Source organism: Aeromonas sp. s12, assembly GCF_040907925.1.
GTDB lineage: Bacteria > Pseudomonadota > Gammaproteobacteria > Enterobacterales > Aeromonadaceae > Aeromonas > Aeromonas veronii.
This window is the reverse complement of sequence record NZ_JBFOCT010000022.1, coordinates 183662-207642: the sequence shown is the minus strand read 5'-3', so window position 1 is coordinate 207642 and position 23981 is coordinate 183662. Positions and strand designations below refer to the sequence as shown.

Genomic DNA, 23981 nt, shown 5'->3' with positions numbered 1-23981 from the left:
ACTGGATCACGGAAATCATCATGAGTCCCACCACTTCCCGTTGGCTATTTATCGGTCTGATTGCGCTGGTTATCTGGCGTCTGCTTCCGCTCTCCACCGAGCAGGAGATGGCTGCTGCCAACCGTGCCTGGCGTACCGGTCACTTTGATGAGGCGACCCGGATCTGGTCGCCACTGGCCGATCAAGGCCAACCTCGGGCGCAAGCCTTGATGGGCTGGAGCCATGAGGTGGGGCAGGGGAGCGAACAGGATATCCATCAGGCCATCAGCCTCTATCGCCAGTCGGCGCTGGCAGGGGATCCCTTCGGCCAATATCGGCTGGCAGAGCTCTATCTGCGCGGTGTCGGGGTCAAGCGGGATCTGCGCCAAGCCTTTCACTGGATGGATCAGGCTGCCCGCAATGGTGATGTCCCGGCCATGCTGAAAGTCGGCGTCCTTCATCTGATGGGGGTCAGCGGCAGGGTCGATCTGCCTCAGGCGAAACAGTGGCTCTATCAGGCGGCGCAAAAGGGCAACAAGCTGGCGCTTCAGGTGCTGCAAGAGCTGGCGCTGGCCGAGGAGGGGAGCAGTGACTTTGACTTCAACTGGCAATCTCTGCTTGGTGAATAGTCGGCAGGCGACTCATTTGACTGTAGAAAATATCTGCAAATCCGATACAGCACGCCAGACTTCTGGTAGCATGGGGCCGTTTTGGCTTGGTTTGTCACGTTAGACACGCTGTTTGCGTGTCAGGCCGTCTTCGCAAAGTGCTGTGGAGAACCAGAACATCACCTTTTTGAATCTCTTTTCCATCCCGCATGTGACCTTTGGTAGGGGTCACCACTGTATAAGGAAACACATAATGCCAATCATTACTCTGCCTGACGGCAGCCAACGTCAATTTGCCCACTCTGTTTCCGTCATGGATGTGGCTGCGGACATCGGTCCCGGTCTCGCCAAGGCGTGCATTGCCGGTCGGGTAAACGGTGAACTGGTGGATGCGTGCGAGCTGATCGAAGCCGATGCTGCGCTGGCCATCATCACCGCCAAAGACGAAGAAGGTCTGGACATCCTGCGCCACTCCTGCGCCCACTTGCTGGGTCATGCTATCAAGCAACTTTGGCCCCAGACCAAGATGGCCATCGGTCCTGTCATCGACAACGGCTTCTACTATGACGTTGATCTTGACCGTACCCTGACCGATGAAGATCTGGCTGCCCTGGAAGAGCGCATGCTGGCGCTGGTAGCCAAGGATTACGACGTCATCAAGAAGAAAGTCTCCTGGCAAGAAGCGCGCGATGTATTCGAGGCGCGCGGCGAGTCTTACAAAGTCGAAATCCTGGATCAGAACATTGCCCGTGATGACCAGCCAGGTCTCTATCATCACGAAGAGTACATCGACATGTGTCGCGGCCCGCACGTGCCCAACATGCGTCACTGCCACCACTTCAAGTTGCTGAAGATGTCCGGCGCCTACTGGCGTGGCGACTCCAACAACAAGATGCTGCAGCGTATCTACGGTACCGCCTGGGCTGACAAGAAGCAGCTCAAGGCTTATCTGCAGCGCCTGGAAGAGGCCGCCAAGCGCGACCACCGCAAGATCGGCAAGCAGCTCGACCTGTATCACATGCAGGAAGAAGCACCCGGTATGGTGTTCTGGCACAACGATGGCTGGACCATCTTCCGTGAGCTGGAAACCTTTATCCGCGGCAAGCTCAAAGAGTACGACTATCAGGAAGTGAAAGGTCCGTTCATGATGGACCGCGTCCTGTGGGAGCGTTCAGGTCACTGGGAGAAATATGCCCAGGCCATGTTCACCACCCAGTCCGAAAACCGCGAGTACGCCATCAAGCCGATGAACTGCCCGGGTCACGTCCAGATCTTCAACCAGGGTCTGAAGTCCTACCGCGATCTGCCGCTGCGTATGGCCGAGTTTGGTTCCTGCCACCGCAACGAGCCGTCCGGTTCCCTGCACGGTCTGATGCGGGTGCGCGGCTTCACTCAGGATGACGCTCACATCTTCTGTACCGAAGAGCAGATCATGGAAGAGGTCTCCGGCTGTATTCGTATGGTCTATGACGTCTACGGTACCTTTGGCTTCGAGAACATCGTGGTCAAGCTCTCCACTCGTCCCGAGCAGCGTATCGGCTCCGACGAGATGTGGGATCGCGCCGAGAAAGCGCTGGCCGAAGCGCTGGAGCTCAACGGTCTGAAGTACGATCTGCAGCCGGGTGAAGGGGCGTTCTACGGTCCCAAGATTGAATTTACCCTGCACGATTGCCTTGATCGTGCGTGGCAATGTGGTACCGTGCAGCTCGACTTTGCCCTGCCTGGTCGTCTGGGTGCCACTTATGTGGGCGAAAACAACGATCGCCATGTACCTGTGATGATCCACCGGGCCATCTTGGGTTCTATCGAGCGCTTCATCGGTATTCTGACTGAAGAGTACGCCGGTCTGTTCCCGACCTGGTTGGCACCGACTCAGGCTGTGGTCATGAATATCACGGACAATCAGGCCGATTATGCGGTGAAAGTAGCCAAAGCATTGAATGATGCGGGCCTTCGCGCAAAAGCGGACTTGAGAAATGAGAAGATTGGCTTTAAAATCCGCGAGCATACTTTGAAGCGAGTACCTTTCATGCTGGTCTGCGGCGATAAAGAAGTTGAAGCCGGTAAGATTGCAGTACGGACTCGTAAAGGGGCTGACCTGGGCACTTATCTTGTTGAAGAGTTCATCGCTCTGTTGACCCAGGAAGTTCAGACCCGCGGACAAAAGAAAGTGGAGGAATAAGCTATAAAAGGCGGAAAAAAACTGGGCAAGCAACCGCAAGCCCGCGCTCACCGGATCAATGAAGAGATCCGTCTGAAAGAAGTTCGTCTGACTGGTCTGGATGGTGAAGCCATTGGCATTACCTCCATTCAGGATGCTCTGAACTTGGCCGCAGAGGCCGGAGTTGATCTGGTCGAGATCAGTCCAAATGCTGAGCCGCCCGTTTGCCGGATCATGGATTACGGCAAATTCCTCTACGAAAAGAGCAAAACAACCAAAGAACAGAAGAAAAAGCAGAAAGTCGTCCAGGTTAAGGAAATCAAATTCCGTCCTGGCACTGACGAAGGCGACTATCAGGTAAAACTACGCAACCTGGTTCGCTTTCTGGAAGACGGGGACAAGGCTAAGGTCACCCTGCGCTTCCGTGGTCGTGAAATGGCCCACCAGGATCTTGGTATCAAGGTTCTGGAGCGCGTCAAGAACGATCTGGAAGAGTTGGCCGTAGTCGAGTCGTTCCCGAAAGTCGAAGGCCGTCAAGCTGTGATGGTCCTCGCACCTAAGAAGAAATCTTAAGGCCCACAAGAAATTGACTCATGGGGCTTGCCCCATGAGTTGGTTCGCCTTGCGATTTTGTTGTCACTCACAATGCGGAGTATGAAATGCCGAAGATGAAAACCAACCGGGGTGCTGCAAAGCGCTTCAAGAAGACTGGCTCGGGTCGCTTCAAGTGCAAGCACAACCACCTGCGTCACATCCTGACCAAGAAGAGCAGCAAGCGTAAGCGTCAGCTGGGGCCGAAATTCATGGTTTCTGCTGCCGACCACAAACGTGTTGTCGCTTGTCTGCCATACGCATAAGGGGGGATGTGAAAAATGCCAAGAGTTAAACGTGGTGTGACTGCTCGAGCTCGTCACAAGAAAGTAATGAAAGCCGCCAAAGGTTACTACGGCGCCCGTTCCCGTGTTTACCGCGTAGCGGTACAAGCGGTAACCAAAGCTGGTCAGTATGCCTACCGTGACCGTCGCCAGAAAAAGCGTCAGTTCCGTCAGCTGTGGATTGCGCGTATCAACGCTGCAGCCCGTCAGAACGGTCTGTCCTACAGCCGTCTGATCAACGGTCTGAAGAAGGCTTCCATCGAGATCGATCGCAAGATCCTGTCCGATATCGCCGTTCACGACAAAATGGCTTTCACCGCCCTGGTTGAAAAAGCTAAAGCAGCTCTGGTTTAATCCAGTTCTGTTATAAACGCTAAAAGGAGGCTCAGGCCTCCTTTTTTGTATCTGTCATTTGCGGTTTTACATTACTTTTCCCTTTGTCCCATCCATATTCTGTCCACTGTTTTACACGCGCTACAGTTTTCTCCACACAAGGCGATATGTGCGAGATGACCTGTTCTACAAATGGGTTTATATGCCAACAAACTACGTGTTTGTTCTAGTATTTCAGAAGTGGCGGTCAACCGATAAGACTCGCTTGATATAACAAAATGATTTGTAGGGAGAAAAGCCCACCTTAACTATGGTCAGCGAAGGGGCTTTTTTTGTATTATTCCCCTCTTGACCTTATTTAGCCTAAAGGCTCCTGTACTGGGAGTGGTGACGAGGAAGACATGCAACAGCTTGAAGAAGTAGTCGGCCAAGCCAGAGCCGAAATTGAGGGCGTGAGCGATATCGCTACCCTCGACGAAATCCGGGTCAAATATCTGGGTAAAAAGGGCTTTTTTACCGAGCAGATGAAGGGCCTAGGTGCCTTGTCTGCCGAAGAGCGTCCCGCCGCGGGCGCCGTGATCAACCAGGCAAAACAACAGGTTCAGGACGCGCTGAACGAGCGTCGTGAAGCGCTCGAAGTTGCTGTGCTGAACCAGAAGCTGGCTGCCGAGACCATCGACGTCAGCCTGCCGGGTCGTCGCATCGAGAATGGTGGTCTGCACCCGGTAACCCGCACCATCGAGCGCATCGAGCGCCTGTTTGGCGAGATGGGCTTCAAGGTTGCCCGTGGTCCCGAGATTGAAGATGGCTTCCACAACTTCGATGCGCTGAACATTCCGGCTCATCACCCGGCGCGTACCGATCACGATACCTTCTACTTCAATCCTGATCTGATGCTGCGTACCCACACCTCCGGTGTGCAGATCCGCACCATGCAGCAGCAACAGCCGCCAATCCGCATCATTGCACCGGGCCGCGTCTATCGTAACGACTACGACATGACCCACACCCCGATGTTCCATCAGGTTGAAGGTCTGCTGGTTGACGAGCATGCCAGCTTTACCGAGCTGAAGGGCATTCTGCACGACTTCCTGCGCAACTACTTCGAGGAAGACCTGACCATTCGCTTCCGTCCTTCCTATTTCCCGTTCACCGAGCCGAGCGCTGAAGTGGACGTGATGGGCAAGAACGGCAAGTGGCTGGAAGTGCTGGGATGCGGCATGGTTCACCCGAACGTACTGCGTTCGGTCGGCATCGATCCGGAAAAATACTCCGGCTTTGCCTTCGGCATGGGCGTTGAGCGCCTGACCATGCTGCGTTACGGGGTCAACGACCTGCGTGCCTTCTTCGAAAACGACCTGCGCTTCCTCAAGCAGTTCAAGTAAGGGCGAGAGAACATGAAATTCAGTAAATCCTGGGTGATGGAGTGGGTCCGCACCGAGTTGAGTGACAACGCGCTGGCCGAGCAGATCACCATGGCTGGTCTGGAAGTGGACGCCGTGGAAGCGGTGGCTGGCCAGTTCAACAATGTGGTCGTGGGTGAAGTGGTCGAGTGCGCCCAACATCCTGACGCCGACAAGCTGCGGGTGACCAAGGTCAACGTGGGTGAAGCCGAGCTGCTGGACATCGTCTGCGGCGCGCCAAACTGCCGTCAGGGCTTGAAAGTGTGTGTGGCCAAAGTAGGGGCGACCCTGCCGGGTGATTTCACCATCAAGAAAGCCAAGCTGCGTGGCCAGCCGTCCCATGGCATGCTCTGCTCTTTCAGTGAGCTGGGTATCGACGTTGAAGCCGATGGCATCATCGAGCTGCCGGCCGATGCCCCCATCGGTACCGATATTCGCGACTACCTCAATCTGAACGACGTCTCCATCGACGTGGATCTGACTCCGAACCGTGCCGATTGCCTCGGTATCGCCGGTCTGGCCCGTGAAATTGGCGTACTCAACAGCGTGGACGTGGTCGAGCCGACCTGGGCACCAGCTGTTGCCACCATTGATGCAACTTTCCCGATCCGGGTTGAAGCACCAGCTGATTGCCCCCGTTATCTGGGCCGCGTCATCAAGGGGCTGAACTTGCAGGCCCAGAGCCCGCTCTGGATGCAAGAGAAGCTGCGCCGTGGCGGCATTCGTTCCATCGATGCCATCGTCGATATCACCAACTACCTGCTGCTGGAATTCGGTCAGCCGATGCATGCCTTCGATCTGGCGACGCTTGAAGGGGAACTGGTGGTACGTCGCGCCCACGCTGATGAGCCGATGACCCTGCTTGATGGCAACGAAGTGAAGCTCAAAGAGACCACCCTGGTGATTGCCGATGCCAAAGGTCCTGCCTGCATGGCCGGTATCTTCGGTGGCAATCGCACCGGTGTTTCCGAGACCACCACCGACGTCCTGCTGGAGTGTGCCTTCTTCGCGCCGCTCTCCATCACAGGCCGTGCCCGTGCCTACGGTCTGCACACCGACTCTTCCCATCGCTTCGAGCGCGGGGTTGATCCGCAGCTGCAGGCCAAGGTGATGGACAGAGCCACCCGTCTGCTGCTGGATATCTGCGGCGGCGAAGCGGGTCCGGTCATCGAGGTCAAATCCGATGCCCATCTGCCGAAAGCGGCCCCCATCAAGCTGCGTCGCAGCAAGCTCGACAAGGTGATCGGTATCAGCGTGGCTGACGCTCAGGTGGTCGAGATCCTGACTCGCCTTGGCATGCAGGTCACTGTGGATGCTGACGGTTGGACTGCGCTGGCACCCTCCTGGCGTTTCGATATCGCCATCGAGGAAGACCTCATCGAGGAAGTGGCTCGCATCTACGGCTACAACAACATCCCGAACCTGAAACCCGCAGCCTCTCTGGCGATGGTTGAGCAGGCAGAAGGGCAGGTGACCTTGAAGCGCGTACGCGACCTGCTGGTTGACCGCGGTTTCCAGGAAGCGATCACCTATAGCTTCGTCGATCCCAAGACCCAGCAAACCCTGTTCCCGCAGAGCGATGCCATCGTGCTGCCGAACCCCATCTCGGTCGAGATGTCCGCCATGCGTGTCTCTCTATTCCCGGGCCTGGTGCAAGCCGTTGTTTACAACCAGAATCGTCAGCAGCCGCGTGTGCGTCTGTTTGAACAGGGTCTGCGTTTCATCAAGGATGAAAGCGCCGAGAATGGCATCCGTCAGGAGCCGATGCTGGCCGGTATCATCACTGGCAACCAGAGCGACGAGCACTGGGACATCAAAACTCGCGCAGCCGACTTCTTTGATTTGAAAGGGGATCTGGAAGCGGTGCTGGATTTGACCGCCGAAGGGGCCACCTTTACCTTCGAGCGTACCGAGCACAGCGCCCTGCACCCGGGCCAGAGCGCAGCCATCCTGCGCAATGGCGAGATCATCGGCCACATCGGCGTGATCCACCCGAGCCTCGAGAAGAAGCTGGGCCTCAAGAGCCGCGCGGTGATGTTTGAGCTGGAGCTGGACAAGCTGACCCCGGCCAAGGTGCCTGTGGCAGCCGAAGTTTCCAAGTTCCCGGCGAACCGTCGCGACATCGCCGTCGTGGTCGATCGTCAGGTTCTGGCAGGTGATGTGCTTGCGGTAATTAAAAAAGTTGGCGGAAATCAGGTAGTTGGAATAAACTTGTTTGACGTATACCAGGGTGCTGGTATGGCAGAGGACAAGAAGAGCCTGGCCATCAGTCTTGTATTGCAAGACACCCAGCGCACCCTGGAGGAGAAAGAGATTGCCGAGACCGTAGACAATGTCGTGCGGGCCCTTGGTGAAGAGTTGAATGCATCCTTGAGGGATTGATCTATGGCGCTTACCAAAGCCGACATTGCAGAGCACCTGTTCACCCAGCTCGGGATGAGCAAGCGTGAAGCCAAAGATATGGTGGAAGCCTTCTTTGAAGAAATCCGACAGGCGCTTGAGCGTGGTGAACAAGTCAAGATTTCAGGCTTCGGTAACTTTGACCTTCGTGAGAAGAATCAGCGTCCCGGACGTAACCCCAAGACGGGCGAGGATATTCCTATCAGCGCCCGCCGCGTGGTGACCTTCCGGCCTGGCCAGAAGCTCAAGGCCAGGGTAGAAAATGTTGAACCCAACGAGTGATAAAAAGCCAGGCAGATGCCTGGCTTTTGTTTTCAGATGACCAAATTCCCCGTTTTTCTTCTGGGTGCCGTGCTGGCACTGCCATTGCACGCCAAGCCTTTGCAGACAACAGTGCTGCCGTTGGCGCCGGCGACCCAAGCTTATGTAAATTCACTGAGTCAGCTTTCGCTCTGCTATCCTGCGACGCTTCCTCCACCATACCTGATGGCCGAGGGGGGACTGCTCAAGGATCGTCTCGCCCGGTTGCAGGAGCTGTTCCCGGTTCCGCTGGTGCTCAAAGAGCTGCCCGATTGGCAAACATTGCGCAACGGGCTCGCAGAGGGTGACTGCGACATCATTCCCTATGTCGGAACCCGCAAGAAGGCCGTGGAGGGCATGCGGTTAAGCCGTCCGATGATGGAGACCGATGCCGCCATCCTCTACAAGGGTGAAAATCTCAAACAGGCCCGCTTTCTGGTCTACTCGGTGGCAGACTCTGCCCGCCTGTTGCACGAGCTCTATCCTCAGGCACGCATTATTTCCCTAAAAAGCGGAGAGAAGGTCTACGACGCGCTGCAGAGTGGCAAGGGTGATGCCTATCTGGGGGACTATCTGCAACTGCGCTATCTGATGCGCGAGTTTCCTGCCGATGGTTTGCGCCTGCGCCGCCTGTTTGGTGAGGATCGGATCATCAGCTATCGCTTGATGATGCGTGATCAGCCGGAGTTGGCCAATCTGGTGGACACCCTGATCCGTCATATGCCGGCCGGTACTATCTATACCGATCTGGCTCGTTATCTCGATCAGGGGTCGCTCTATGTCAACCAGCCCCACTTCAGCGATACCGAGCAGGCCTGGTTATCCGGCCGCGGGCGCACCATTCGCCTGGTGGTCAATCCTGAGTTGATGCCCTATAGCGGCGTCAATGATCTGGGGGAGGCGAAAGGGTGGAGCGCGGATGTGCTGCGCTGGGTCACCCAGGAGACCGGCCTGAAATACAAGCTGGTGCCTGCCGCCAGCAAGGCGGAGGCAGTAGAAAAGCTGCGCCGTGGTGAGGCGGATATGATGGCCGGCTTGCCGGAATCCCCGGCATTGACGGATCAGTTCATTTTCAGCCGGACGATCTCCACCAACCGGTTTGCCTTGATCAGCAAGCGCAAGCTGGCTGCTGATCGCATTACCCAACTCAAGCGCCAACGTATTCTGGTGCCGGAATCCCTCTACGATCCCTCCTTGCTCGCCCTGCTCGGTGATCAGGAGTGGCTTCGCACCGACGGCATCGAGCAGGGGCTTGCAGCGATCAAACAGGGCAAGGCTGACGCCATGCTGAGCGAGCTTTATCAGCTGCAATATCCCCAGCGTACCAACTTGCTGGAAGGGCTCGATATCGAGGAGCTGGAAGATCGCTTCAGTCTTGGCTTTGCCATCAACAAGAGTCAGACCGAACTGGCCGGGGTGATGGATCGCAACCTGATGGCGCTTACCAGCACCCAGATTGACGAACTTAACCAGCGCTGGCGCCGCTTGCTCGTCGTGCAGCAGCCCGGCGTGAGCTACGCCGCCTGGTTTGGCTCCATCGCCATGGCACTGCTGATCAGCGGTATCGTCATCGGCGGGATCTGGCGGTCTCGTCAGCAACTGGCACGGGAGGTGGCCCAGCGTCACGCCGCCGAGAAGGCGCTGGCCATCGAGAGCGAGCTGCGGGAAACCATGTTTCAGGCGTTGCCGGTGCCCGTCTATCTGCGCAATAGCCAGGGCAAGGTGATCAAATCCAATAAACAGGGGCGACGTTTGGCCCTGCGCTATTCGCAGCAGTTGATGCTGCCGCCGGTGCAGCCTCAGAAGAGTGAAGGGGAGTTGGTGCTGGGGGATCAGGTCTTCGCCTATGCCCAGCATCCGCTACGGCTGGACAAGCAAGCACCCGCCACAGATCTTATCGCCCTGTCGGATATCAGCGTGCTGCGTGAGCAGGCCCGTTTCCTGCGTCAGGCAGAGCGCCGCCTGCGCGCCCTGACCAATACCGTTCCCGGCGTGGTGCTGCAGTTTATGTTCGAGCGGGGACGGGTAGGGGGGATCGAGTTTATCAGCCGGGGCTGTTACGAGCTGCTGGGGCTGGCGAGTCAGCAGATCCGTCGTGAGCCCAAACGGGTGCTCATTATGCTGGAGCGCGAGGATCGTCGTCGGGTAAGCCGTGAGATGTTCGCCATGTTGCAGGCTGGCAAACCCTTCGCGTTCACCATGCGCTATTACCATCCGACCAAGGGTCTGCGCTGGTTGCAGCTCTACGGCCGTGGCCGCAGTCAACCGCAGGGTTGGCGAATTTATGCGGTGATGCAGGATGCCACTGCCCGGGTCGAGCAGGATCAAGCATTGCAGCACTCCCATGAGCAGGCGCAACAGGCAGTTCTGGCCAAGGGGCGCTTTTTGGCCGCCATCAGCCACGAGATCCGCACGCCGATGAACGCCATGCTCGGCTTGCTGGAGTGGCTGGCCAGCACCCCTTTGTCGAGAGAGCAGGATTCGGCGCTGGCGCGGGTGCGTCAGGCGGGGGATGAGCTGCTCGGCCTGCTCAACGATGTGCTCGACTTTAGCCGCAACGAAAACAGCAAACTCTCCCTCTCGCCGCAACCCACCGATTTTGCCGAGCTGTGTGAGCACGTGGCGGCGGTGCACTGGACCAAGGCGCGGGCCAAGGGATTGCAACTGCGCCTTAAGTTGAACCCGGCTCTGCCAGCCCTGCAGACCCTCGACCCTCATCGGGTACGGCAAGTGCTCCACAACCTGCTCTCCAATGCCATCAAGTTCAGCCTGCGTGGGGAAGTGGTGCTGTGGGCCGAGGTGGTCGCATCGACCTTGCGCTTTGGTGTGGATGATCAGGGACCGGGGATCACCGCCAAGATGCGCACCACGCTCTTTATGCCGTTCGAGCAGTTTGCCGTTGAAGGGCAGCTGCGGGCGCCGGGCACCGGTCTTGGTCTGGCGATCTGCAAGCAGCTGGTCGAGCAGATGGGGGGGCTTATCGATGTCGAGGGGCGTGTCGGTGGCGGTAGCCGCTTCTATTGCGAGTTGCCGCTGAAGCGGGTGCAGCAGGAGCCGGACTGGCAGCCCAATGTGCGGCAGCTGGCGCTCTCTTTACCGCACGATGAGGCGCAAGCACTGTTGCCCTGGCTCAGTCGATTGGGGATCGCCACCGTCAGCAACGCCGTTGATACGCTGCAAGCGGAGGTGGACGAGAAGGGGCTCTACTATTGGGCCTGGCAAGGGGAGTCCTGGGTGCCCGGGACCATCATCACTCTGCTGCAGCCACGGTTGACCCCGGATCAACCGGTGGCCGGCACCCAGCCAGGGCTTGGCATGCGGGTACTGCTGGTTGAAGATCACGATGTCAATCGCGAGCTGATCAGCCTGCAACTGGGGCAACTTGGTGCCAGCGTTATCACTGCCGCCAACGGGCAGCTGGCGCTGGAGATGCTGGCGCAGCAGGAGGTGGATTTTGTGCTGACCGATCTGCAGATGCCGGTGATGAACGGGGCCGAGCTGTGCAGGCAATTGCGCCAATCCGCCCGTTGGGCCCGTCTGCCAGTCTATGTGATCACCGCAGATCTCAGTGATCAGGCGGCAAGGGAGCTGCAATCCTGCGGCTGCGATGGCCATCTGGACAAGCCGGTCGCCCTCAAGGAGCTGGCGACCTTGCTGCGCCATATTGCCAAAGAGGGGAGCAATGTTGTCGCCCCGACACTGGTTGCCTCGCTGCTGACCGATGAACTGGCCGCCCTTTATCTGAAGGCTACCCGTGATGATTTGGCCGAACTTGAGCGCTGCAGCACAGAAGAAGATGAAGTTGGCGTGAATGCTGCTTTACACAAGTTGAAGGGGGCCGCCAGAATGGTAGGGGCGACTGCGTTGGTTGCGGTCATTGAAGAGTGGCAACAGGCGCCCCATCCGATGCTGCAAGCCAGATTGAACCGGGCACTGGATGAGTTCAGCCAGCAGTTTTCAAAGAGGGCTCAAAATGATCATCACTGATGAAGAATTACTGGCGTTGCTCGATTCGGAAGAGCATGAGGCGGCAGGATTTTGCCCCATTGTGCTCTATGCCCTCGACAGCACCGCCCATGAGTTGGCCAGCACCATGACATTGCCCTCCTATGTCACGCTGCACCGTACCCGACCGGATGCCTGCTGGCAGTGGGAAGGGTTGTTTGCGGCTGGCGCCATCGCACTTTACGACCCCGCCGCTCATCAGCAGGCGGACTACTTCCCCCAGTTGCAGCAGCATGAGGGGATTTACGCTATCGGCGAAGATTGGCTGGGGGGGCTTGCCGCCAGTTATCGTGATTGGTGCAACTGGCTGGCCGCTAACAAGGTGCTGCTGCTCGAGGATCACCCGTTTCAGGGGATGCAACTGCAACAGACCATCGCCGGGTTGGGGCTCTCCTGTCAGTGGGTACAGGATGAATCGGCCTGTCTTGCGGCATTGTCGGCGGGCGACATCAGCCTGCTGGTGTGCGATCTCAGTCTGGTGGAGCAAGATGCCATCAGTCTGCTGATGAACCAGCCCCAGTTGCAGGAGGCCGGGCTGCCCATTGTGCTGCTTTCGGCCCATGAGCAGACGCTGATCGACGGTGCCCGCCGCCTGCTACACGATGCCGGTTTCAATATTCTGGCGGCGCTGGCCAAGCCGCTTGATTGCGACGAGCTGCTCAGGTTGCTGCGTAGACTCTATCTGGGCCCGCTGCGTCAGCAGCGCTTGAGCGGCCAGCGCCGTTCCATCCGCCGGTGGCAGGGGGAGGTGCAGGGTCAGCTTGGGCTGCTCTCCAGTCCCGCGACCCCTCATCCGGTCTGGCTGGCGGTAACGGGTTTACCCAGCCGCTGGGAGGCGCTCAAGGATTGGCTGACGGAGCAGTCGCGTACCCCAGCCGAACTGACCCTGCTGATCCACCGTCGTGACCACCTGCTCGGCAATGCCGATCGCTTCGCGCTGGTGCTGCAAGCCAGTCTGGCGGGGAGCAAGCTTGCGCTGCTGCTAGATAACAGCCAGCATCTGCCATTCGATCTGCTGGAGCGTTTGCCGCTGCAAGCCTTGCTGCTGGGGCAGGGGATCTTGCCGGAGATGGAGTCCTTGACCGGTGACTCCCTGCTGGGACGCTTTATGGCCAGGGTCCGGGAGCTGGGGATCGCCGTCTATCTGGATGATCCTTACAACCTGCTCGACGTCGAGGTGTGGCGAGAGCGCGGTATGACGGGGCGCTGGTAAGCCATGCCGCGCTACCTCTGCTGGCCCATGCACCGGGAGCGCCTCGGCAAAGGGCTGGAGGGCTGGCCCCATCCGGTTTCCCGGGCCGCGCTGCCACTGGCGATGCAGGTCTCCGGGGTGCCTTGCCTGCTACGCGAGCTGCATGGTGTGGCGCCTGCCCGCATGCTGGCCGCTTACGATGCATTGAGTGAAGAGAGCATCTATCTGCGGTTTATGCGCCCGAAACGGACGCCGCCACCGGAACAGGTGGCCCAATTTCTCAATTACCATCCCGAACAACAGATTTCGCTGTTGCTGACCGATCTGGCCGGTGAGCCGCTGGCTCAGGCGCAATCAATCCGCCGCCGCCTTCATCCCGATCGAGCGGAGTTTTCTTGCATCGTAGCGGATCACTTTCAGCACAAGGGGGCGGGGAGGCGCATTCTGCTGGCGCTGGCACTGCTGGCCAGGGAGGACGGGATCCGGGAGTGGACGGCGGAAGTGCTGGCCCAGAACCGGCCGATGCTGACCCTGCTCAAGCGCCTTGGCTTGCCGCTGACCCTGGTGACCGGGCGGGAGATGGTCTTTGTCAGGCTGGATCTGTCGGTACTGGATGCCTGGTTACCCGCACCGCCAGCGGCGCCGCTTAAGACCAAGGGCGAATAGTGACACTTTTTTCCCTGTGCTAAGGTCACATTTATTGTGCGGGGATAGACGGAGCAGCTTATGGCGCAGTCATATAAACATATCGTGATCCTGACCGGCGCGGGGATCTCTGCCGAATCCGGCATCAAGACATTTCGTGCCTGCGACGGTTTGTGGGAAGAGCACAAGGTCGAGGATGTGGCGACCCCCGAGGGGTATGCCCGGGATCCCGAACTGGTGCTGCGCTTTTACAACTCCCGCCGCAAACAGCTGCAACAGCCCCAGGTTCATCCCAATCCGGCCCACTATGCGTTGGCTCGTCTCGAGCGGCTGCTGCCCGGCACGGTCACCCTGGTCACCCAGAACATCGACAATCTGCACGAGAGCGCTGGCAGCAAGAACCTTATCCATATGCACGGGGAGCTGCTCAAGGCCCGCTGCCCCGAGTCCGGTCAGGTGATCGAGTGGCGCGGCGATCTCCATCAGGACGAGCTCTGCTCCTGCTGCCAGTTCCCCCAGCCGATGCGTCCCCATGTGGTCTGGTTTGGCGAAATGCCGCTCGGGTTGGATCGCATCTACAGTGCGCTGGCCCAGTGCGATCTCTTTATCTCCATCGGCACCTCGGGCGCAGTCTATCCGGCCGCCGGGTTTGTCCATGAAGCGGGCCTAAACGGGGCCCACACCATCGAGCTCAATCTCGAGCCGAGCGAAGTGGGCAGCCAGTTTGACGAGAAACGTTATGGCCCAGCCTCCCTGCTGGTGCCCGCCTATGTCGATGAGTTGCTGGAGGCGTGCGGCATTCATCAACCGAGGCAAGTCGAGGGGCACAACTGGATGGAGATGCGCGGTCCCTGAGCTACTGTGCGATGGGACAGTTGCAATGGTTCGGTGAAATCGCCACACTGGCAACCATTTAAAAAATGGGACGCAGTTGGCGCAAATTACCATGACCGCAGTAAAGCAATGGATCGCTTTTTTTCTCCTGATGCTGGCCAGTGCCAGCGCATCGGCCTCCATCCCCTTGATGACCCTGGTACTGTCAGATGGCCAGCAGGTGACCCTCGATGAGGCGGCCCTCTCCGCCTTGCCACAGACCGAATTCACCACCACTACCCCCTGGACTCAGGGCGCCCACCACTATCGCGGGCCGACCCTGTCAGCCGTGCTGGCGGCGCAAGGGATCCCGGATGCCCGCAAGATCGCCGTTTCGGCCCTCAACGGCTATCAGCAGGTGGTGGATCTGGCCCTGTTCGACGGCGTGCCGCTGACCCTGGTGCGTCAGGAGGACGGCAAACCGCTGACCCGGCGCAACAAGGGGCCGCTCTGGCTGCTCATCCCGTTCACCACCTATCCCAAGCTGGACGTGCCTGCCATTCACAACTGCATGGTGTGGCAGGTGACCCGCATCGAGATCGTCGATTGATGGGGCTATCCCGCCAAAATCTGCTGTTGGTTGCGGTGTCGCTGCTGTTTCTGCTCTCGTCGGGCAGCAGCCTCTATCTGCAGTATCGGCAGGAGCAGCTGGTCGATACTTTCTACCGCAATGTCCACTGGAACATCAGCCAGGTGATGCTCGAATCCCAGCGTTTCCTCTACGATCTGCAGCTCTATCGGGCTGGCAGACTGTCGATGGAGACCCTGAGCCTAGATTACGATCTGCTGTGGAACCGGCTCGATATCTTCCTCATCAGCAGTGAAACCGCCGAGATGCGCCAGCGGCACGGGCTCGGCAAAGTGCTGGCCACCCTGTTCGAGCAGATCAAGCAGCTCGAACCCCAGATGGAGTCTGGTGCGCTGCGCGAGGGGGCTGAGCTTGCCCGCTTGCAGGAGGCGATCGCCAGCCAGACCCGTCTCATCGAACAGATAGGGGATCAGATCCTCTCCGGCCAGGAGCGGGAGCATTCGGTCAGCCAGATCCGCAACAGCCTGTTCTGGCTGCAGATCTGGCAACTGATCCTGTTGCTGACCGGTGGCGCTCTGGTCGCTGCCCTCATTCGCGCCAATCTGGCGAACCGTCGGCTTGCCCTGCTCGATCCTCTGACCCAGCTTGGCAACCGCCGTGCCCTGCAGGAGCAGCTCTCTCGCGCTCTGCATGCCGGCGAGGTGAGCGCTTTGGTGGTGCTCGATCTCAAGCGCTTCAAGCAGGTCAATGATCTGCTGGGTTATCAGGTCGGTGATCGGTTGTTGCAGATGGTGGCCAACAAGCTGCAACAGGCCCATGGCAGTCACGCTTACCGGCTCGGTGGTGACGAATTTGCCGTGGTGCTGACCAAGGCGGATGATGCGCTGGAAACCGCCATTCATGAGCTGGTGGATCTGCTCCATTTCGAGTTCGTGACCCGGGAGTGCAGCTTCGATCTGGCCTGTCGACTCGGGGTCGCCAAGGCGCAGCAACAGGATGCCGCCCGGTTGCTGGATCAGGCCATCCTGGCCCTCAACCAGGCCAAGCGTAGCCAGGAGGGGGCGATCAGCTGGTTTGAGCCTGCCATGCTGCAGCAGTTGCAGTTGAGTCAGCAGCAGCTTCATCAGCTGCGAGAGTGGCTGGCAGGGCGCGAGCCTGCACCGCTGCGAGTGGCATTGCAGGAGCTGACGGACGGACAGGGCAACGAGATGTGGCAATTGGCGCTTGAGTGGCGTGAGCAGGGAGTGCCTTGCCACATGCGCTGGCTGCAGGAGTGCGGTGTGCTGGGGCCCGTGTTGGCCCGTGTGCTGCAAACACACGAGGCGCAGTATGCCGATGGTCGGGCACTGCTGGTCCCGCTCGACAATCAGGCCCAGCTGACCCATCTACTGGCCTATTTGCCGGAGGCTTCCTGCACGCCGCTAGTGTTGCTGGTACCGACGCTACAGCCGGATGGTGCCCTGCTAGCGGGATTGCGGCAGCAGGCTTGCACTCTGGCGCTCAGAGAGATTGGCAGTACCACCGCGGCGCAGCTGGCAGCCGGCTGGCCCGTTCGCTACTGGTTGCCGCAGGGTGATGATGATGGCGAGTTGTTGCAGCCTCTGGCCAGACGATTGGGGCTGGTGCCACTGCAAGTGCTGTCGGCTAGGGAGACCCGGTCGCTGGCCTGAGGGCAAAAAGCGGTATTGCATCGGCAAGAGACAAAATGAAACAAGGCGACCTCGGGGTCGCCTTGTTTCATTTATTGCCCCTGAACGTCAGGGGCGAGGGGCGCAGGATTGTCTGATCACCAGGTCAGGGTCGACGGTGATCAGGTGATTCTCCACCACTTCGCCGTTGATCCGCGCCAACAGGCGGGTGACGGCGAGGCGCCCCAGCTCCTCTTTGGGCTGGTTGACGGTGGTGAGCGGCGGCGACATAAATTCAGCCAGCGCCACATTGTCGTAGCCGACGATGGAGATATCCCGCGGGATCACCAGCCCCGCCTGATGGGCGGCACTGATTGCTCCCATTGCCATCATGTCGTTGCAGACAAAGAGGGCGGTGGGACGCTCGGGCAATGCCAGCAGACGGGTCATCGCCTGATGGCCGCTGGTGCAATCAAAGTCCCCCTCCTGGATCCAGTCAGGATTGAGCGTGAGACCTGCCTCCTGCAACGCCTGCTCAAAGCCAGCTTGGCGCTGGTTGGCGGGGGCGCGGCTGTGGGGGCCTGTGATACAACCGATGGCGGTATGGCCCAGCTCAATCAGATGGCGGGTCGCGAGATAACCACCGTGGAAGGAGTTGTCGGCGATAAGATCCACATCCTCGCTGACCAGCCCCCAATCCATCACCACCACCGGCAGGCTCTTGAGCCAGTCGAGCTGGTTGAAGACCTCTTGTTGTCCTTCGCTACACATGATCAGCAGGCCATCGACCCGCTTGCGCAGCATCATCTTGAGGTAGGAGAGAGCGGTTTCCGCCTGACCCTCGGTGTTGCCCAGCATCAGGTTGTAGCCCTGCTCGAAGCAGTAACGCTCCACCCCGCGCACCACCTCGGCAAAGAAGGGGTTGCTGGAGGTGGTGACCAGCATGCCGATACTGTTGGTCTCCTTCACCTTGAGGCTGCGGGCCACCAGACTCGGGGCATAGTTGAGATCGCGCATGGCCGCAAAGACCCGTTCGCGGGTCTCCTCGGCCACAAAGCGGGTCTCGTTGATGACATGGGATACTGTTGTGGTGGAGACCCCCGCCAGCGCCGCCACCTCCTTGATATTGGCCATCAGTGCCCCTGCGCAGTCTGCTCAAGCAGGAAGGCGTCAACTTCCTGCTTGCTCGGGATCGAGCTCTGGGCACCGAATCGGGTCACGGAGAGCGCCGCCGCCCCGTGGGCAAAGCGCACCGCACTGTGGAAATCGGCACCCGCCAGTTCCGCCGCCAACAGGGCACCGTTGAAGGTATCGCCTGCGGCAGTGGTATCCACCGCCTTGACCCGAAAGCCCGGGATCAGCTGTTGCTGCTGGGCGTTGCTGCAATAGACCCCCTGCGACCCCAGGGTGATCATCACGTCCGCAATGCCCATCTGGTGGAAGCGGGCGGCCGCCTCGCGGGCGCTCGCTTCGTCGGTGACTTTGACGCCGGTCAGCAGCTCGGCCTCGGTCTGGTTGGGGGTGATAAGATCCACCAGCGCCAGCAGCTCGCTTGAGAGCGGGCGAGCGGGGGCGGGGTTGAGCACCACCCGGGTGCCGTGGGCACGAGCCAGCCGTGCTGCTTCATGAACGCTCTCGAGCGGCACTTCCAGCTGCAACAGCAGGGTGTGGGCGTCGGCGATCATCGCTTCGTGGTTTTTCACCACGGCAGGGGTGATGGCACCGTTCGCTTCGGCTGAGATTCCGATGCTGTTCTCCCCCTCATCGCTCACATAGATGATGGCGATACCGGTCGGGAGCTTGGGATCGAGCTCGACGGCGCTGACGTCGATGCCATCTTTGGCAAAACCGCTCTTCATCTGGTGGCCGATGGCGTCATCACCGATACGGGCGATAAAGGAGACGGGGGCGCCAAGGCGGGCGGCAGCGACTGCCTGATTAGCCCCCTTGCCACCGGGCACGACCTGATAGCTGTGACCGGTCAGGGTTTCACCCGGGCGAGGAAAGTGGGGAACGCGCAATACATGGTCTGCATTGACACTGCCCAGAACGACGAGACGATTCATGTTTACTACTCCTGATGCATCTTGGTTTGAACACTGTGATGGCGTGAGCTCAAGCCGGGAGGCACCTGAACGAGAGGGAAAAGGGGAGGCGAGCCTCCCCCTTGTGATTTATTTGCTGACCACTTGCAGCGGTACCGGAATGGATTTCTCAACCGGCTGACCTTTCAGCACCTTGTCGGCAGTCTCGACGCCGATGGCACCGATCAGGGCAGGCTGCTGGGCTACGGTGGCGGCCAGTTTACCCTTGGCTACGGCGGCTTTGCCATCGTCAGTGCCGTCGAAGCCAACGATCATCACCTCTTTACCGGCAGCCTGCACGGCGCGGATGGCACCCAGCGCCATTTCGTCGTTCTGGGCGAACACCGCCTGTACGGTCGGGTGGGCAGCCAGCAGGTTTTCCATGACGTTCAGACCCTTGGTGCGGTCAAAGTCGGCAGGCTGGGAAGCCAGCACCTGCAGCTTGTTGGCCGCCACGGCCAGGGCAAAACCTTCGCCACGGTCGCGGGCGGCGGAGGTACCGGCAATCCCTTCCAGCTGAATGACCTTGGCACCGGTACCCAGTTTCTCGGTGATAAAGTCACCGGCCAGCTTGCCGCCCGCCACGTTGTCGGAGGCGATATGGGCCTTGACCTCACCCTGCGCAGCGCCGCGGTCCAGGGTCAGTACCGGAATGCTGGCGCGGTTGGCCAGACGAATGGCGTTGCCCACCGCTTCGGAGTCAGTGGGGTTGATCAGGATGGCGCCGACCTTGCGCACGGTGAGATCTTCCATGTTGGAGAGCTCTTTGGCCGGGTCATTCTGGGAGTCCAGTACCACCAGCTCGTAGCCAAGCTCTTTGGCTTTGGCTTCGGCACCCTCTTTCATGGTGACAAAGAAGGGGTTGTTGAGGGTGGAGACCACCATGGCCAGGGTTTGATCGGCGGCCTGGGCTGTGCCCAGCACGGACATGATGGCGGCAGCGAGCAGGGTATTGAGCTTTTTCATCATTTCATTCCTTGTGTGTGGCTTGTCTTATCAACGATTGCTTTTGTTATCGATCATCACGGCAAGCAAGATCACGCTGGCCTTGGCGATCATCTGGTAATAGGAGGATACGTCGAGCAGGTTGAGGGCGTTGTTCAGGAAGCCGATGATCAAGGCACCGATCAGGGTCCCCATGATGCGACCCTTGCCGCCCATCAGGCTGGTACCCCCCAGCACCACGGCGGCGATGGCATCCAGCTCGTAACCCATGCCAGCGGTTGGCTGGGCAGAGGAGAGGCGAGAGGTAACGATAAGCCCTGCCAGCGCCGAGAGCGCACCGCACAGACCATACACCGCCAGCTTCACCCGATCCACATTGATACCGGAGAGGCGGGTAGCAGACTCGTTGCCGCCCAGCGCGTAGATGTAGCGACCCAGACGAGTGTGGTTGAGCATGAACCAGGCGAGCAGGAAGACGATGGCCATCAGCCAGATGGGCACCGGCAGACCGAACAGGTAACCGGTACCGAGCCAGGCAAAGTGATCGGCGCCGTCACTGAAACCGGTGGAGATGGGGCGGCCCTCGGTATAGACCATGGTGATACCGCGCAGGGCGGTCATGGTGACCAGAGTGGCGATAAATGCCTGCACCTTGCCCTTGGCAATGATGAGACCGCTGACGCCACCCAGCAGGGCACCGGCACCCAGAGTGAGGGGCACCACCAGCCAGATGGGCAACTCCATGGCGACCATGGTGGCGGCCAGCGCGCCGCACAGGGCAAGCACAGAGCCGACCGACAGATCGATACCGGCGGTAAGGATAACCAGCGTCATACCGACCGCCATGATGGCGTTGACCGAGGTCTGGCGCAGGATGTTGAGGAGGTTGTCGGCGGTGAAGAAGTTGGGGCTTAAGACCGAGACCACACCAATCAGGACCAGCAGCGCGACCAGGGATTTGTTCTCGATCCACCACGCCTTGCTCATGACGCCACGGCGGGAAAGGGTTTGGGTTGTCATTGGGATGCCTCTTGCTCTGCTTGCCACTGTTTACCGACTGCCGCCGCCATCAGCTTCTCCTGATTGGCATCGCGGGTGTTGAACTCTGCGCTGATGCGCCCTTCGTGCATCACCATGATGCGATCACTCATGCCGAGCACTTCCGGCATCTCGGAGGAGACCAGAATGATGCTCATCCCCTCCTTCTTGAACTGGTTGATCAGCTGATAAATTTCCTTCTTCGCCCCCACATCGACGCCGCGGGTCGGCTCGTCGAGGATCAGCACCTTGGGCCGGGTCAGCAGCCCCTTGGCGATGGCTACCTTCTGCTGGTTGCCGCCAGAGAGCAGCTTTATCAGCTGATCCTGACTCGGGGTCTTGATGTTGAACAGGCGCACATAGTCGCTCACCGCCTGCCGCTCGGCCTTGCCGTCAATCTTGCCGTTGCTGATGAACTCGTCGAGGGCGCAGAGACTCATGTTTTCGCGCACCGACAGCTCCAGCACCAGTCCATCTCCTTTTCGATCTTCGGAGATATAGGCGATGCCTGCGGCCAGACCATCGGCCGGGCTTTTGGGCACCAGAGCATGACCGTCCACTGCCACTTCACCGGCGCTGATGGGGCTGGCGCCATAGATTAGCTTCATCAGTTCGGTACGGCCGGAGCCCATCAGGCCGCTAAAGCCCAGAATTTCCCCCTGACGCAGGGAGAAACTCACCCCGCGCACGCCGGGACCGGCCAGATCCTTAACCTGCAGGCTGACGGGGCCAAGCTCGCGCTCAAGACGCGGATACTGCTCTTCCAGTCGGCGGCCCACCATCATCTCGATGATCTTGTCTTCATCCAGATCGCTCACCGCCTTCTCGCCGATCCACTTGCCATCGCGCAGCACAGTGACCCGATCGCAGATCTCGAAGATCTCCTTGAGGCGGTGGGAGATATAGACGATGCCGCAGCCTTGTTCGCGCAGCTCGCGGATAACCTTGAACAGCTGCTCGGTCTCGGTATCGGTCAGCGCATCGGTCGGCTCGTCCATGATGATGACGCTGGCATCGAACGACAGCGCCTTGGCAATCTCCACCATCTGCTGTTCGCCGATGGAGAGATCCCCGAGCCGGGTATCCGGGCCGTGTTTGACGCCAAGTCGCGCCAGCAGCCCGCTCGCCCGTTCGCGCAGCTGTTTGTGGTCGATGCTGCCAAAACGGGTACGGGGTTCGCGCCCGAGGAAGATGTTGGCGGCGATAGAGAGCTCCGGCAGCAGGTTCAGCTCCTGGTGGATGATGCTGATCCCCTGATCCTGAGAGTCGCGGGGGCCCTTGAAGTGGACCGACTGACCGCGGTAGCTGACACTGCCCGCATCGGCCTGATAGATACCGGTCAGCACCTTCATCAGGGTGGATTTGCCGGCGCCATTTTCACCGAGCAGGGCCATCACCTGGCCCGGATAGACCCGCAGACCCGCTTCGTCGAGGGCACGTACACCGGGGAAGGTCTTGACGATCCCGGTCAGCTCCAGAATGGGTGAGAGGGGGGAGGTTGTGCTCATTTGCAGCTTCCTTGAAGAGGCCTTCTTTGAAGAATGTCAGAACGCCACACCGGCGCAGAGGATCAGGTTGGCGTAGGGAGTCACCTCGCCGCTGCGCACGATCGCCTTGCTCTGGCGGGAGCGGGTCTTGAACTCCTCGTGCAGGCAGTATTCGATGGCGATGGGCTTGCCCTGAGCGGCTGCGTGGGCCTCAAGCTGATCGACCAGAGCCTGATGGGCGGCGGGGCTGATCTGCTTGATCTCGCTTGCCATGATCGCTTTCTCCACCACCAGATCGGTGAGCAGGGCGGTCAGTACGGTTTCAAGACTGGGCGTCCCCGCCATCAGCGCCAGATCGATCCGCTCCGGACCTGCCGGAATGGGCAAGCCTGCATCGCAGACGGTGATCTCGTCGGTGTGGCCCATCTGTGCCACCAGAGCACTCAGGGGAGCATTGAGCAGTACGCCTCGTTTCATACAGCACCTCATCAGGCCTTGGCCCGTCAATCTGTGAACCGCTAGGCAACCGGTTACGCAACCGGTTGCGTCATGACGCAAAGATAGGCTTTTTACTAAGGAAGGGCCACGGCAAAACCACGGAAATGTGAAAACGATCTCAAAGGCGGGAGAAGAAGTGCAGGGGAGGAGGCAGGAAGGGTGTCAGCAGAGCCCTGACACCCTTGTTATTCATCGAGCTATTGATTTTATGGTTAGTTGGCCACTGCCTTGGCGACCGCCGGACGGCTCAGCATGCGCTGATAATGCTCGGCAACCTTGGGGAATTCACTGATCTCGACCCCATCGCTTTTCAGCCAGCCCGCGACCACGAACAGATAGATATCCGCCACGCTGAACTGCTCGCCCAGCACCCAGGGGCCTGCCAGATAGTGCTGCTCAATCTGGGCAAAGCCATCGCGCATATTGCTGGCGACTTTCTGCTGCATGGCGGCAATGGCTTGCTCGTCATCGGCCCAGCGGCTGCCACGGCGACCGTGGGCATGGGAGACATGCACGGTGGAGGCGAGGAAGCTGTTGACCTCCTGCATGCGGGCCAGCAGAAACGGGTTGTCCAGCGGCGCCAGCTTGGCATCGGGGAAGCGCTGCGCCACATAGAGCAGCAGGGCCGGGGTCTCGGTCAGAGTGCCCTGCTCGGTGATCAGGGCAGGCACCCGCCCTTTGGGGTTGATGGCAAGATACGCAGGATCACGCTGCTCACCGGCGGCGAGGTTGACGAGACGGGGTTGGAACGGGGCATTTGCTTCCAGCAGGGCAATCTGCACGGCCATGGCACAGGTGCCGGGAGCGAAATAGAGGGTCAGATCGGACATGAATACTCCTGATTGGCTCAGGCCACCCGCAATATCGGCGAAAGATTGCTTCGCGGAGCACCACGGGCAGTCATGAAAAAAGAGAGGGGGCAACGTTTGCCCCCCAACCAATCTACACCCCTGAGGGGTAATGAAAAAGCGCCGAATTTAATCGGCTTTGATCACCAT

At 59.5% G+C, this 23981-nt stretch carries 21 protein-coding genes; 14 read left to right on the top strand and 7 right to left on the bottom strand.

Translation table 11 applies throughout. From position 1 onward, the window contains the following. Positions 1 to 20: 20 nt before the first annotated feature. The 14 genes from AB5Y67_RS10675 (at position 21) to AB5Y67_RS10610 (ending at position 16973) form a co-directional block, all read left to right on the top strand. Positions 21 to 608, top strand: coding sequence for a tetratricopeptide repeat protein (locus tag AB5Y67_RS10675; protein WP_162632578.1), 588 nt, complete (start codon positions 21 to 23; stop codon positions 606 to 608). 232 nt (positions 609 to 840) lie between these two features. Further along, positions 841 to 2769 (top strand): threonine--tRNA ligase, encoded by a 1929-nt coding sequence (thrS, locus tag AB5Y67_RS10670; RefSeq protein WP_064337967.1) that lies wholly within the window; start codon positions 841 to 843, stop codon positions 2767 to 2769. Positions 2770 to 2790: 21 nt separating this feature from the next. Continuing rightward, positions 2791 to 3321, top strand: a complete 531-nt coding sequence (infC, locus tag AB5Y67_RS10665; RefSeq protein ID WP_196783562.1) for a translation initiation factor IF-3 — start codon at positions 2791 to 2793, stop codon at positions 3319 to 3321. Between the two features lie 86 nt (positions 3322 to 3407). Next, positions 3408 to 3605 carry a 50S ribosomal protein L35 gene (gene rpmI / locus AB5Y67_RS10660; protein WP_005336688.1) on the top strand — a complete coding sequence of 66 codons (198 nt, stop codon included), beginning with the start codon at positions 3408 to 3410 and terminating at the stop codon, positions 3603 to 3605. Between the two features lie 15 nt (positions 3606 to 3620). Continuing rightward, a complete protein-coding gene (rplT, locus tag AB5Y67_RS10655) occupies positions 3621 to 3977 on the top strand; it encodes a 50S ribosomal protein L20 (protein ID WP_005336687.1) in 357 nt (118 codons plus the stop codon). A gap of 380 nt (positions 3978 to 4357) precedes the next feature. Further along, positions 4358 to 5341, top strand: a complete 984-nt coding sequence (gene pheS, locus AB5Y67_RS10650; RefSeq protein WP_005351972.1) for a phenylalanine--tRNA ligase subunit alpha — start codon at positions 4358 to 4360, stop codon at positions 5339 to 5341. A 12-nt stretch (positions 5342 to 5353) separates the two neighbouring features. Beyond that, positions 5354 to 7741, top strand: coding sequence for a phenylalanine--tRNA ligase subunit beta (gene pheT / locus AB5Y67_RS10645; RefSeq protein WP_150389087.1), 2388 nt, complete (start codon positions 5354 to 5356; stop codon positions 7739 to 7741). Between the two features lie 3 nt (positions 7742 to 7744). Beyond that, positions 7745 to 8041: an integration host factor subunit alpha gene (ihfA, locus tag AB5Y67_RS10640; RefSeq protein WP_005300715.1), complete on the top strand. Its 297-nt coding sequence runs from the start codon at positions 7745 to 7747 to the stop codon at positions 8039 to 8041. Positions 8042 to 8056: 15 nt separating this feature from the next. After that, positions 8057 to 12046 (top strand): transporter substrate-binding domain-containing protein, encoded by a 3990-nt coding sequence (locus AB5Y67_RS10635; RefSeq protein ID WP_199428437.1) that lies wholly within the window; start codon positions 8057 to 8059, stop codon positions 12044 to 12046. Further along, positions 12033 to 13277 (top strand): response regulator, encoded by a 1245-nt coding sequence (locus tag AB5Y67_RS10630; RefSeq protein ID WP_128815039.1) that lies wholly within the window; start codon positions 12033 to 12035, stop codon positions 13275 to 13277. The genes AB5Y67_RS10635 and AB5Y67_RS10630 overlap by 14 nt, the downstream gene beginning before the upstream one ends. 3 nt (positions 13278 to 13280) lie before the next feature. After that, positions 13281 to 13922 (top strand): GNAT family N-acetyltransferase, encoded by a 642-nt coding sequence (locus AB5Y67_RS10625; protein WP_101531644.1) that lies wholly within the window; start codon positions 13281 to 13283, stop codon positions 13920 to 13922. 60 nt (positions 13923 to 13982) lie between these two features. Next, complete coding sequence (gene cobB / locus AB5Y67_RS10620; protein WP_005351956.1) at positions 13983 to 14756, top strand: Sir2 family NAD+-dependent deacetylase; 774 nt, start codon at positions 13983 to 13985, stop codon at positions 14754 to 14756. Positions 14757 to 14847: 91 nt separating this feature from the next. Continuing rightward, positions 14848 to 15324, top strand: a complete 477-nt coding sequence (locus AB5Y67_RS10615) for a hypothetical protein (protein WP_199428435.1) — start codon at positions 14848 to 14850, stop codon at positions 15322 to 15324. Then, positions 15324 to 16973 (top strand): diguanylate cyclase, encoded by a 1650-nt coding sequence (locus AB5Y67_RS10610; protein ID WP_199428434.1) that lies wholly within the window; start codon positions 15324 to 15326, stop codon positions 16971 to 16973. Before AB5Y67_RS10615 ends, AB5Y67_RS10610 begins: the two co-directional genes overlap by 1 nt. 87 nt (positions 16974 to 17060) lie before the next feature. Here AB5Y67_RS10610 and AB5Y67_RS10605 read toward each other — a convergent pair whose 3' ends face one another. The 7 genes from AB5Y67_RS10605 to AB5Y67_RS10575 form a co-directional block, all read right to left on the bottom strand. Continuing rightward, positions 17061 to 18065 carry a substrate-binding domain-containing protein gene (locus tag AB5Y67_RS10605; protein ID WP_199428433.1) on the bottom strand — a complete coding sequence of 335 codons (1005 nt, stop codon included), beginning with the start codon at positions 18063 to 18065 and terminating at the stop codon, positions 17061 to 17063. Then, positions 18065 to 18997, bottom strand: a complete 933-nt coding sequence (rbsK, locus tag AB5Y67_RS10600) for a ribokinase (protein WP_139733248.1) — start codon at positions 18995 to 18997, stop codon at positions 18065 to 18067. Before rbsK ends, AB5Y67_RS10605 begins: the two co-directional genes overlap by 1 nt. 108 nt (positions 18998 to 19105) lie before the next feature. Next, positions 19106 to 19981: a ribose ABC transporter substrate-binding protein RbsB gene (gene rbsB, locus AB5Y67_RS10595; protein WP_005360585.1), complete on the bottom strand. Its 876-nt coding sequence runs from the start codon at positions 19979 to 19981 to the stop codon at positions 19106 to 19108. Positions 19982 to 20011: 30 nt separating this feature from the next. Continuing rightward, the gene (gene rbsC / locus AB5Y67_RS10590) at positions 20012 to 20980 is read right to left on the bottom strand and encodes a ribose ABC transporter permease (protein WP_219594230.1); all 969 of its coding nucleotides are present in this window, start codon (positions 20978 to 20980) and stop codon (positions 20012 to 20014) included. Then, entirely contained in the window at positions 20977 to 22506 is a 1530-nt protein-coding gene (gene rbsA, locus AB5Y67_RS10585) for a ribose ABC transporter ATP-binding protein RbsA (RefSeq protein WP_058057685.1), read from the bottom strand. Before rbsA ends, rbsC begins: the two co-directional genes overlap by 4 nt. Before the next feature lie 36 nt (positions 22507 to 22542). Continuing rightward, positions 22543 to 22962, bottom strand: coding sequence for a D-ribose pyranase (rbsD, locus tag AB5Y67_RS10580; protein WP_103252053.1), 420 nt, complete (start codon positions 22960 to 22962; stop codon positions 22543 to 22545). Positions 22963 to 23195: 233 nt separating this feature from the next. Further along, positions 23196 to 23813 (bottom strand): glutathione S-transferase family protein, encoded by a 618-nt coding sequence (locus AB5Y67_RS10575; RefSeq protein WP_199428548.1) that lies wholly within the window; start codon positions 23811 to 23813, stop codon positions 23196 to 23198. Between the last annotated feature and the right edge of the window lie 168 nt (positions 23814 to 23981).

Excerpts from the sequence above, each read along its gene's own strand:
- AB5Y67_RS10615 (WP_199428435.1), top strand. The coding sequence starts at position 14,848 with ATGACCGCAGTAAAGCAATGGATCGCTTTTTTTCTCCTGATGCTGGCC.
- rbsB (WP_005360585.1), bottom strand. The coding sequence starts at position 19,981 with ATGAAAAAGCTCAATACCCTGCTCGCTGCCGCCATCATGTCCGTGCTG.
- pheT (WP_150389087.1), top strand. The coding sequence starts at position 5,354 with ATGAAATTCAGTAAATCCTGGGTGATGGAGTGGGTCCGCACCGAGTTG.
- rplT (WP_005336687.1), top strand. The coding sequence starts at position 3,621 with ATGCCAAGAGTTAAACGTGGTGTGACTGCTCGAGCTCGTCACAAGAAA.
- rbsC (WP_219594230.1), bottom strand. The coding sequence starts at position 20,980 with ATGACAACCCAAACCCTTTCCCGCCGTGGCGTCATGAGCAAGGCGTGG.
- rpmI (WP_005336688.1), top strand. The coding sequence starts at position 3,408 with ATGCCGAAGATGAAAACCAACCGGGGTGCTGCAAAGCGCTTCAAGAAG.
- AB5Y67_RS10575 (WP_199428548.1), bottom strand. The coding sequence starts at position 23,813 with ATGTCCGATCTGACCCTCTATTTCGCTCCCGGCACCTGTGCCATGGCC.
- AB5Y67_RS10605 (WP_199428433.1), bottom strand. The coding sequence starts at position 18,065 with ATGGCCAATATCAAGGAGGTGGCGGCGCTGGCGGGGGTCTCCACCACA.
- thrS (WP_064337967.1), top strand. The coding sequence starts at position 841 with ATGCCAATCATTACTCTGCCTGACGGCAGCCAACGTCAATTTGCCCAC.
- ihfA (WP_005300715.1), top strand. The coding sequence starts at position 7,745 with ATGGCGCTTACCAAAGCCGACATTGCAGAGCACCTGTTCACCCAGCTC.
- cobB (WP_005351956.1), top strand. The coding sequence starts at position 13,983 with ATGGCGCAGTCATATAAACATATCGTGATCCTGACCGGCGCGGGGATC.
- AB5Y67_RS10610 (WP_199428434.1), top strand. The coding sequence starts at position 15,324 with ATGGGGCTATCCCGCCAAAATCTGCTGTTGGTTGCGGTGTCGCTGCTG.
- AB5Y67_RS10675 (WP_162632578.1), top strand. The coding sequence starts at position 21 with ATGAGTCCCACCACTTCCCGTTGGCTATTTATCGGTCTGATTGCGCTG.
- rbsK (WP_139733248.1), bottom strand. The coding sequence starts at position 18,997 with ATGAATCGTCTCGTCGTTCTGGGCAGTGTCAATGCAGACCATGTATTG.
- AB5Y67_RS10625 (WP_101531644.1), top strand. The coding sequence starts at position 13,281 with ATGCCGCGCTACCTCTGCTGGCCCATGCACCGGGAGCGCCTCGGCAAA.
- AB5Y67_RS10630 (WP_128815039.1), top strand. The coding sequence starts at position 12,033 with ATGATCATCACTGATGAAGAATTACTGGCGTTGCTCGATTCGGAAGAG.
- AB5Y67_RS10635 (WP_199428437.1), top strand. The coding sequence starts at position 8,057 with ATGCCTGGCTTTTGTTTTCAGATGACCAAATTCCCCGTTTTTCTTCTG.
- pheS (WP_005351972.1), top strand. The coding sequence starts at position 4,358 with ATGCAACAGCTTGAAGAAGTAGTCGGCCAAGCCAGAGCCGAAATTGAG.
- rbsA (WP_058057685.1), bottom strand. The coding sequence starts at position 22,506 with ATGAGCACAACCTCCCCCCTCTCACCCATTCTGGAGCTGACCGGGATC.
- rbsD (WP_103252053.1), bottom strand. The coding sequence starts at position 22,962 with ATGAAACGAGGCGTACTGCTCAATGCTCCCCTGAGTGCTCTGGTGGCA.